The following is a 10,000-nucleotide window of genomic DNA, read 5'->3' as shown; positions in this document are numbered from 1 at the left end:
GGACGTCCCGATCGCGGTGGCCGCAGCCAAAGGTACAGACGTCGGCCCAAGGCGTTTGCCGCTGTCCCCGACCCTGCCCGCGCCCGGCCCAATTTGGGACAGCGCGCGAAATGCCCTTGGGGCCGCACAGCGCCCGATCATTCTGGCCGGGCTGGATGCGGTCAACGAAGGCGCCGCATCAGCGCTGACCACATTTGCGGAAACGCATAGCATCCCGGTCATCACTACTTACCGGGGAAAGGGGCTCATCCCTGAAACGCACGATCTGTCCTTGGGCGCTGCGGGTCTGTCCCCGCTGGCAGACGCCATTTTGCTGCCTTTGGTCAAAGATGCCGATGTGGTGATCGCAGTCGGGTACGACCCGATCGAGGTCCGCCCGGGGTGGCGAGACGCTTGGAACCCTGACAAACAAATGGTCATCGAAATCGCGGCCGAAGACATGCCGCACTATATGCACGGCGCAACAACGTTCTTCCGCTCAGACATCGCCGCCACGCTGGGCGCGCTGTCATCCGGCGTCGCGCCGCGCAACACATGGGGCGGAGGCGAGATCGCAAAAGCGCAAGCCGCCCTCGCCCAAGCCTTTCCCCGAGACGATGACTGGGGCCCTGCCGCAGTGGTCGATGTGGTCCGCACCGCGCTTCCCGATGACACCATCGCCACCGCTGACAGCGGGGCGCACCGAATCCTGATTTCACAAATGTGGACCTGCCCTACCCCGCGCGGCTTGCTGCAATCCACGGGCCTGTGCACCATGGGCTGTGCGATCCCGCTGGCCGCCGGCGCCAAGCTCGCCGCACCGGACCGGCCCGTTATCGCCTTTACTGGGGATGCCGGATTTCTCATGGTGGCTGGCGAATTGGCAACTTTGGCGGAACTCAACCTGCCGATCATTATCGTGGTGTTCGTGGATGCGTCTTTGGCCCTGATTGAAAAGAAGCAGCGCGAACGGCAACTGCCGAATACCGGCGTTGATTTCGCCCCCCATGACTTCGCCGCTATTGGCCGCGCCTTTGGCGGAAACGGCGTGACGGTCACGGATCGTGCCGCACTGAAGACGGCCATGGACAAGGCCGCCTCGGCCGGCACATTCACCGTAATCGCTGCCGTGATAGACAGGGGGGCGTATGATGGACGCATCTGACACCAAGGGCGCGCTATCCGGCCTTGTCGTGCTGGACCTCTCGCGCATTCTGGCGGGGCCAACCTGCACCCAGCTTCTCGCCGATCTTGGCGCAACGGTCTGGAAAATTGAAAACCCCAAGACCGGCGGCGACGATACCCGCGCCTGGGGGCCGCCCTATGCCCCGGATGGCGACGGGAACGACAGCGATTTGAGCGCTTATTTCATGTCGTCCAACCGGGGCAAACGGTCAGTCGCCGCGGATCTGGCAAATCCCGCAGACCGCGCCCTTCTGGAAAGGCTGGCAGCCCGCGCCGATGTGGTGATCGAGAACTTCAAACCTGGCGGGCTGGAGCAATACGGGCTGGACCATGCGACCCTCTGCGCACGCCACCCCGGTCTGGTCTACTGCTCGATCTCGGGCTTTGGGCAGACCGGCCCCAACCGGAACAAACCGGGCTATGATCTTATGGCCCAAGGCTATGGCGGGATCATGTCCTTGACCGGCGCGCCGGACGGGCCGCCCATGAAAGTCGGCGTAGGTATCGCCGATGTCATGTGCGGCATGTATGCGACCATAGGCATCCTCGCCGCGCTGCGCCATCGCGACGCAACGGGCGAAGGGCAGCATATCGACCTCGCGCTGGTGGATGCGCAAATGGCGTGGCTCATCAATGAAGGGGTGAACTTCCTGACCTCTGGCACCCCGCCACAGCGGCGCGGCAACGGCCACCCGAATATCGTGCCGTATGACGTGTTCGCCGCGTCCGACGGGCATGTCATCATCGCGGTCGGCAACGATTCACAATTCGTCCGGTTCTGTGATTTCATCGGGCGCGCTGATCTGCCCGAAGACCCGCGTTTCGCGACCAACCCGGCACGCCTGATCCACCGCGAGGCGCTTCTGCCACAAGTTGCCACTGCGCTGGGGCGCTTCAGCATGGCAGACATCATCGCCGGCCTGGAAGCGCGCAAAGTCCCGGTCGGTCCGGTCAACACGATCCCGCAAGCGTTGGACAGCGATCAGGCCCATGCGCGCGACGCAACCGTGGAACTGGCACGTGACAACGCTCCGCCGGTCCGCGTTTTGGGCAATCCACTGAAACTGTCGCGCACGCCGGTTCGCCACGATCTTCCGCCACCGTCCTTCGGCGAAGGCACAAATGCGCTGAAAGAATGGCTTGGCGAGCGGGAAAACGCCGACACAGCACACACGGACGAACACAAACGCGTTGATTGACAGGCGCGCTGTGGACAAGCCCACCCGGTGGCCTGAAATTAGAAAGATCATGCACAAACGGGGGACCCGCCATGCTGACCGACATTTACGGCTCCGATGTGGCGCTGACGGACCAAACCGCTTTGGCGCACTGGAATGGCGTGCAACAAGGGGTTCTGTCCCACGGGGCGTCAGCAGCCGACCACTTGGCCGCAACTCTGGAGGCGGAACCGGGCTTTGGCCTTGGGCACGCCCTGAAGGGTCTGTTCCTGATGATGCTTGGCCGCCGCGAGTTGGTGGCCGTCGCCGCCGACTCTCTGGCAACCGCCCGCGCTTGCGGCACATCCACCCCGCGTGAAGCGGCCTATGTCGAAGCCTTGGCCGCGTGGCTGGCGGATCAGCCCGAGAAAGCCGCAACAATCGCTGAATCCATTCTGGTCTCTCACCCCCACGATGCCCTTGCGATGAAACTCTCACATGGCATTCGTTTCATCTTGGGGCATCGCCGCGCCATGCTTGATACACTCGACGTATTGCGCCCGGCCTATGATCCTTCCCACCCCGCTTTTGGCTATTACATGGGGTGCCGGGCCTTCGCGCTTGAAGAAAACGGTGCCTATGACTGCGCGCGCGCGGCGGGAATGACAGCGCTTGACCATGCGTCAGACGATGCGTGGGGGCTGCATGCCGTGGCCCATGTCCATGACATGACCGGCAACGCCACCGCAGGGCTGGAATGGCTGTCAGGCAACGAATCTGCTTGGGCACATTGCAACAACTTCCGGTTCCACGTCTGGTGGCACAAGGCGCTGATGTATCTCGACCTCGGCCAAACCGATGCGGCGCTCGCCCTTTACGACACCCATGTTCGCGCCGAAAAAAGCGATGACTATCGCGATATCGCCAATGCGACATCCCTTTTGATGCGCCTTGAACTTGATGGCGTTCACGTCGGCAAACGATGGGAAGAACTCGCCGATCTCGCCGAAAAGCGCACCGAAGACGGATGCCTTATTTTCGCGGATCTGCACTATCTTCTGGCCCTTGTCGGCGACAACCGCCCGGCCGCAGCGCACACGCTGGTTCAGCGGATCGCCCGTGACGGCGCCGCGACACCCACCGATATGAACGCCCGCTTCGAAAACCCCGGAACAGCCGCAGCACAAGGCCTAGAGGCTTTCGGCGAAGGCAATTTTGAGGCGGCATTCGCACGCCTCAATGCGGCCCGGCCGGCCATGCAACTGGCAGGGGGCAGTCACGCACAACGCGATGTGTTCGAACGCATCACCATTGATGCCGGTATCCGCGCCGGACAGTTTGATCACGCTGCAACCCTCTTGGCGAAGCGCACCGCGTCGCGCGGCGGGCACGAAGACGGCTTTGCCGCACGGCGACTCGAGATGATCTATAGCACGACACGCCGCGCTGCGGCGATTTCCGCCGAATAGGCAGCCCTCCCCCTGACAAAACCACTTGCGGCCAGCTTGGCCCACCGGATACCTGCGCCATGACCTTCGCATCGACACCTCATGCCCCGACCGCCGACCGCCCTGCCCGCACCAGCACTGCTGCTGCGGCAGGAACCCGTGACATCCGACTGGATTTTTTCCGCGGGATCGCGATGTTCATCATCCTGATCGCCCACATCCCGTTCAACCGGCTCTCAAACTATATTCCGGCACGCTATGGGTGGTCGGATGCGGCTGAGATATTCGTGTTCTGCTCGGGGATGGCCTCCGCACTGGCCTTTGGCAAAATCTTTGTCACCCGTGGCTGGGGTATGGGTCTGGCCCGCGTCGCGCACCGGATATGGCAAGTCTATTGGGCACATATCGGGCTGTTCATGACCGTCGCGGCGACAAAGGTGGCAATCGACCTGTCTGGCATTTGGCAAACCTATGGCGGGTTTGAAAAGAACTTCGTTGGCAGCATGGGAATCACCCGGTTCTTCACCGACACCCAGGAAGCATTGGTTGGCCTGCTGACGCTCACTTATGTGCCGAACTACTTCGACATCCTGCCCATGTACCTCGTCATCCTCGCGATGATCCCCTTGGTGATGGGGCTGGCCCGCGTGCATCCAGCACTGGCAATGGGAACTTGCGTGGCGATCTGGGCTACGGCGCAAACCGGCGCGCTCGACTTGCCTGCCGAACCTTGGGGCGACCGTCCGTGGTTTTTCAACCCGTTCGGCTGGCAATTGATATTCTTCACGGGCTTCGCGTTCATGCGCGGGTGGTTGCCCAAACCGCCCGTTACCACATGGCTCATAGCTGTGGCCGTCGTGTTTCTGGTGGTCTCGGTCCCGTTTGGCCGCTGGCAGATCTGGACCCAGGTGCCGTGGATCGAAGCGTGGCGCGACGCGAACACCGTTCTGTTTGGCAAAACGGAAGAAGGGATCCTGCGCTATCTGCACTTCCTCGCGCTGGCCTATCTTGCATGGGCCGCAGCAGGTGAGGGCGGGTCGCGGTTGATGACAGACGGCCAAAGTCTTGCCGCTCGCATATGGAACACGGCTCGCAAGTTGATTCTGAAAGTGGGTCAGCAATCCTTGGCCGTATTCATCTTTTCCATGTGGTTCGCCCAGATGCTGGGGTTTGTGCTGGACTTCACCCCGTCGCGCGGTTGGCTGCCCACCTTGGCCGTCAACTTCGTCGGAATGGCGACCATCATTGGCGTGGCCTATCTTGCAGCATGGTTCAAATCCTCGCCTTGGCGCGCCCCCCGCTGAACAGCACACCTATTCCGCACGGGGCCGCAGACCGGCTTGCCGCATCCCGGCCTCGTGCGTTAAATCGGTGCACAGCGGAACACCTAGCCTCCTACAGAGTTCCTACAAAACACCTACACGGTTCCTACACCTGCTTGAGAGAGGCCAAACGCCATGAATTACATCCTCGCCATCTTCCTTCCGCCGCTGTCGATCTTGTTCGCTGGCCGCCCCATTGTCGCGATTATCACGTTCTTTATCTGGATACCGGCCCTCATCTTTTCGGGCGGTCTGACACACCCGATGTTCATCATCCTGGCATGGTTCCTGATACATCAATCCGGCACAGCCAAACTTATGCGGAAACACAAACATTAGCATAATCAGCCGCTTCGCCCCATCACCGACCGGGCCACTGCACCTCGGGCACGCCTATTCCGCAATGCTGGCCTACGACATGTCACAGGCGGCCGGTGGGCAGTTCCTGCTCAGGATCGAAGACATCGACCGGGATCGGTCGCGCCCAGAATGGGAAGCCCTGATCTATGACGATTTGCGCTGGCTCGGCCTGTCATGGCCCGAATCCGTCATGCGCCAATCAGGCAGGCTGGGCGCCTACGACGAAGCTCTTGATAAGCTTTGGGAAATGGGCCTGCTCTACCCATGTTCCTGCACCCGCCGCGACATTGCACAGGCCCTCTCCGCGCCTCAGGAGGGCGTTAGTTTTGGCCCAGATGGCCCCATATATCCCGGCACATGCCGCCCCTCGGCGCCACTCACAGGTCCACGACCTAACGAGGTGCTGCGCCTTGACATGGCCCGTGCTGCCGCGTGGATCGAGCAACGCACCCAACTGACATCGCTGCATTTTTCGGAAACCGGCGACCAAGCGGATCAGTTCTGCACCGACCTGCCGCTGTCCCGGCTTGCCGCCAGATGCGGCGACATCGTGCTGGCGCGGCGGGGCATGGGAACAAGCTATCACCTCTCGGTCGTGGTGGATGACGCGGCACAAAGCGTCACCCATGTTGTGCGCGGCAGCGATCTTGGCCCCGCCACAATCCTTCACGTTTGCCTTCAAAAGCTGTTGGGCCTGCCAACCCCGACCTATCACCATCACAGGCTGATCCGCGACGAGACGGGAAAACGCCTTGCCAAGCGCGACGATGCTCGTGCCATTCGGCTCTATCGAGACGAAGGAGCCAGCCCCGCAGAGCTGCGCAAATGGCTTAGTCTGCCACTGGCTCCATGATCTCGACCTCGGCCCCACCCCGCACAGCAGTGTAGAAACAAGATCTTCGATTGGTGTGACAGGCCGGGCCCACTTGCCGAACCAGCGCCAACAGGCAATCTCGATCGCAGTCAAAACGAAGTTCGGCCAGAGTTTGCGCATGGCCTGAGCTTTCGCCCTTCACCCAGAATGCCTGCCGCGATCGAGACCAATAGGTCACCTTGCCCGATCCGAGGGTGCGCGCCACCGACGCCGCATTCATCCATGCCATCATCAGCACCTCGCGGGTGTCTACATCCTGCGCGATGCAGGGAATCAAACCGTTGGAGTCGAATTTCAAGCTTTCAGGGTCGAATTCCATCACGCATCCTTTGCTCGCAGCGCATGGGCGGCTATGTAGCAACGGCACAAGCCAAGGGAAACCCGCACGTGTCCGACACCGACCTGATAAACCTCTATTCCAAACGCATCCTCGCCATGGCAGCGGACATCCCGCACACAGGGCGATTGGATAGCCCGATGGGGTCTGCCAAAGTGCGCGCGCCCCTGTGCGGTTCGGTGGTGACCGTCGATCTGGACGTGTCCGACGGCCGCATCAGCCGGTTCGCACAAGATGTGAAAGCCTGCGCTTTGGGTCAGGCCGCTGCGTCGGTTGTGGGAGGCGGCGCACTTGGCGCCACCCGCGACGACATCGCCGCCGGTCGCGCAGCCCTGTCCGACATGCTGAAATCCGGCGGTCCGGCGCCCCAAGCCCCATTTGACGGTCTGAAAGTCATGGAAGCCGCGCGCGATTTCTCCAATCGCCATGCCTCTATCCTGCTTAGCTTTGATGCTACACTCAAAGCGTTCGACGACGCCCAACCCCAAGCATAAAAAAACGCCGCGCTTCGGGGGCAACCGAAAACGCGGCGTCAGTGATGCGAACCGGGAAGCAGCGGGACAGGCAAGACCCGTGTGCAGGCAGACCATAGGGGTTAATGGCGTGGGGCCGGTTCGCGGGGCAGTTCAGACAGCGCCCAGCAAGCTGGGCAGATAGAGCGTCGAAAAGAACAAAACACCAAGGGCAGCCATACCAATCACATCATGCCAAAGCGTATCTGACGCGCGGTGCAGGGCCTGTTTCACATCTTGAAGCATCGTCTTTCCTCCGATCCATCTGATGTGTTCTTGCTATGTTCTCATTTGATTCGTGTAAAGAGATTTTTAAGAACAATTAAGGAACACTATCAGCCGACCCGCAGCAAGCCCAATGCCTTGTCTTGCTCCAGAAGCCACAAAAGCGCTCGCATAGCCTCCCCGCGTGGGCTTGCCAAATCGGGATCGGTGTTCAGCAAAGCACGGGCATCGTCGCGCGCAATTTCAAGTAGTTTGGTCTGGCTTTCCAAATCAGCGATGCGAAAATGCGGCAGGCCCGATTGCGCAATGCCGATCATGTCGCCGGCCCCGCGCATAGCCAGATCTTCTTCGGCGATACGAAAGCCATCTTCCGTGTCCCGCAGAAGCGTCAGGCGGCGCTTGGCTGTTTCGGACAAAGGGGTGTGGTACAGAAACAAGCACGTGGACTGCACAGCACCCCGCCCCACACGCCCTCGCAGCTGATGCAACTGCGCCAGCCCAAAGGTCTCGGCCTGTTCGATGACCATAATCGACGCGTTCGGAACATTGACCCCCACCTCGATCACCGTCGTCGCCACCAGAACCTGCGTCTCACCCGACACGAACTGCGCCATGGCCTCGTCCTTGCGGTCAGATGGCATCTGGCCATGAACCAATCCGACAACGCCTTCGCCAAGGGCTGCGCGCAGATCTCGGAACCTCGCTTCGGCGGCAACCATGGGAACCGCCTCGCTTTCCTCGACCAAGGGGCAGACCCAATAGGCCTGCCGCCCCTCGGCAACCGCCTTACGCAAATGCGCAATCACGTCATCCAGACGGTCGGCCCCGACCAAAGCGGATTTGATCGGGCTGCGGCCAGGCGGCTTTTCATCCAACACCGACAGATCCATATCGCCATATTGCGCCAGCGCCAGACTGCGCGGGATCGGCGTGGCCGTCATCACCAACACATCCGTCTTGTCACCTTTGCGCCCGAGCTCAAGCCGCTGACGGACACCAAACCGATGCTGTTCGTCGATGATGGCCAACCGTAAATCGGCAAACTGCACATCGGCCTGAAACACCGCATGGGTGCCGACGAGTATACCGATCTCGCCCGCCGCGAGGGCCGCAAGGCGCGCTGCGCGGGCCGTACCACTATCGCGCCCTGTCAGAACCTCAAGCCGCACACCCGCCACCTCGGCGAGAGGCGCAAGAGCTTCGGCATGCTGCCGCGCGAGGATCTCAGTCGGCGCCATCAGAACGCCCTGCCCGCCCGATTCGACAGCCGCCAGAAGCGCCATCAGAGCAACAAGCGTTTTGCCCGACCCGACATCGCCCTGCAAAAGCCGGTACATACGGCGCGGCTCGGCCATATCCCCCGTGATTTCGGCAATGGCACGGCGCTGCGCACCCGTCGGGGCAAACTCCAGCGCAGCAAGAACCATAGACTGCAATCGGCCGTCTGCTTGGCTTGCCCGGCCTTTCGGAACACGCTGGTGGGCACGTGCCACTGCGAGGGTCATCTGGTGCGCCAACAATTCGTCATAGGCCAACCGTTCCCGCGCAGGTGCCAACGCCGACAAATCAGCAGCGTTATCCGGGGCATGGGCCTTTTGGATCGCCGCTTTCCAACCGGGCCACCCGCGCTTTGCAATCAACCCCGGATCCGCCCACTCAGGCAAATCTGGCGCACGTTCTACCGCCGCAACCACGGCTTTGGTCATGGTTTTGCCCGTCAACCCTGCTGTCAGCGGATAGACCGGTTCAAAGGGCGGAATGGTCGCCACTTCGCCCAGCGGAAGCACGTGATCCGGATGCGCGATCTGCGCTTGCCCGTCATAGCGTTCAAGCTTGCCAGAAATCAGCCGCTCCTCTCCCACCGGCAGAAGCTTTTCCAGATAGCCACGGTTGGGCCGGAACCAAACAAGCGACAAAGTCGTCTGCGCATCCTCGACATAGATTCGATAAGGGCCGCGCCCGCTTGACGGCTGATGGCGCAAAACGGTGACCTGAACTGTCACCGTCTGCCCGCTGGGAACGCCTTGCACTGTGGGTCGAGTACGCCGGTCTGTACCGCTGGTCGGCAAGGTAAGCAGCAGATCACGGGGGCGCGAGATATGCATCTGCGCCAACGCCTGCGCGGTTTTCGGCCCGACCCCCGGCAAGGTTTCGAGCTCGGCAAACAGCGGAAACAGAACCGGAGGGCGCCCGCCGCTCATGCCTCACCGATCAATGCCAGCCATCCGGCCTCGTCCACCGTTTCAACTCCAAGCGCTTCAGCCTTGGCGGCCTTTGACCCTGCGCCGGGCCCCGCGATGACCAAATCGGTCTTGGCTGACACGGACCCTGACACTTTCGCGCCCATCGCTTCAGCGCGGGCCTTCGCTTCGGCACGGGTCATGATTTCAAGGTTCCCAGTGAAAACAAGTGTCTTACCGGCAATTGGACTCCCGTCATCATTCGGCGCTTCGGCAGCCTCTACCTCCAGAAAGTCGATTAGCCGGTCAATTGAAGCGCGTTCGTCAGGCTGCGCCAAGGACGTCGTCAAGGACTGCGCAACAACCGCGCCGATGCCGTCAATTCCGACCAGATCATCCCATGCGTGACGCGCAGTTTGAT

Annotated in this window: 11 protein-coding genes (1 of these 11 cut by a window edge); 7 read left to right on the top strand and 4 right to left on the bottom strand. The window is 61.5% G+C overall.

Going from position 1 to position 10,000, the window contains the following annotated elements:
- The 6 genes from E2L05_RS18320 to gluQRS form a co-directional block, all read left to right on the top strand.
- On the top strand, positions 1-1,144 hold the 3' portion of the coding sequence (locus E2L05_RS18320) for a thiamine pyrophosphate-binding protein (RefSeq protein ID WP_133344271.1). The gene continues 497 nt to the left of window position 1, outside the view; 1,144 of the gene's 1,641 nt are visible here — the last part of the coding sequence; the start codon falls outside the window, past its left edge; it ends in the stop codon at positions 1,142-1,144.
- Positions 1,128-2,363 (top strand): CaiB/BaiF CoA transferase family protein, encoded by a 1,236-nt coding sequence (locus E2L05_RS18315; protein ID WP_133344269.1) that lies wholly within the window; start codon positions 1,128-1,130, stop codon positions 2,361-2,363. Before E2L05_RS18320 ends, E2L05_RS18315 begins: the two co-directional genes overlap by 17 nt.
- 71 nt (positions 2,364-2,434) lie before the next feature.
- Positions 2,435-3,790, top strand: a complete 1,356-nt coding sequence (locus E2L05_RS18310; RefSeq protein WP_133344267.1) for a tetratricopeptide repeat protein — start codon at positions 2,435-2,437, stop codon at positions 3,788-3,790.
- A 59-nt stretch (positions 3,791-3,849) separates the two neighbouring features.
- A complete protein-coding gene (locus tag E2L05_RS18305) occupies positions 3,850-5,073 on the top strand; it encodes an OpgC family protein (RefSeq protein ID WP_133344265.1) in 1,224 nt (407 codons plus the stop codon).
- Positions 5,074-5,226: 153 nt separating this feature from the next.
- Complete coding sequence (locus tag E2L05_RS18300) at positions 5,227-5,430, top strand: hypothetical protein (protein WP_133344263.1); 204 nt, start codon at positions 5,227-5,229, stop codon at positions 5,428-5,430.
- Complete coding sequence (gene gluQRS, locus E2L05_RS18295; RefSeq protein ID WP_133344261.1) at positions 5,426-6,304, top strand: tRNA glutamyl-Q(34) synthetase GluQRS; 879 nt, start codon at positions 5,426-5,428, stop codon at positions 6,302-6,304. The genes E2L05_RS18300 and gluQRS overlap by 5 nt, the downstream gene beginning before the upstream one ends.
- Here the strand turns inward: gluQRS and hisI are convergent.
- Complete coding sequence (hisI, locus tag E2L05_RS18290) at positions 6,282-6,644, bottom strand: phosphoribosyl-AMP cyclohydrolase (RefSeq protein ID WP_133344259.1); 363 nt, start codon at positions 6,642-6,644, stop codon at positions 6,282-6,284. The genes gluQRS and hisI overlap by 23 nt on opposite strands.
- A gap of 68 nt (positions 6,645-6,712) precedes the next feature.
- Here hisI and E2L05_RS18285 point away from each other — a divergent pair, with 68 nt between their 5' ends.
- The gene (locus E2L05_RS18285; RefSeq protein ID WP_243722052.1) at positions 6,713-7,156 is read left to right on the top strand and encodes an iron-sulfur cluster assembly scaffold protein; all 444 of its coding nucleotides are present in this window, start codon (positions 6,713-6,715) and stop codon (positions 7,154-7,156) included.
- A gap of 132 nt (positions 7,157-7,288) precedes the next feature.
- On the opposite strand, the gene E2L05_RS21270 is transcribed toward E2L05_RS18285, so the two are convergent.
- The 3 genes from E2L05_RS21270 to E2L05_RS18275 all read right to left on the bottom strand — a co-directional run.
- Entirely contained in the window at positions 7,289-7,420 is a 132-nt protein-coding gene (locus tag E2L05_RS21270; protein ID WP_279512644.1) for a hypothetical protein, read from the bottom strand.
- Between the two features lie 89 nt (positions 7,421-7,509).
- Positions 7,510-9,600: an ATP-dependent DNA helicase RecG gene (gene recG / locus E2L05_RS18280; RefSeq protein ID WP_133344255.1), complete on the bottom strand. Its 2,091-nt coding sequence runs from the start codon at positions 9,598-9,600 to the stop codon at positions 7,510-7,512.
- Positions 9,597-10,000 (bottom strand): BRCT domain-containing protein (locus E2L05_RS18275; RefSeq protein WP_341776761.1); only part of this gene is annotated, 404 nt, incomplete at its 5' end. The genes E2L05_RS18275 and recG, both read right to left, overlap by 4 nt.

Origin of the sequence: Meridianimarinicoccus aquatilis (genome assembly GCF_004358675.1) — a bacterium.
Lineage (GTDB): Bacteria > Pseudomonadota > Alphaproteobacteria > Rhodobacterales > Rhodobacteraceae > Meridianimarinicoccus > Meridianimarinicoccus aquatilis.
This window is presented reverse-complemented; position numbering and strand designations above follow the sequence as displayed.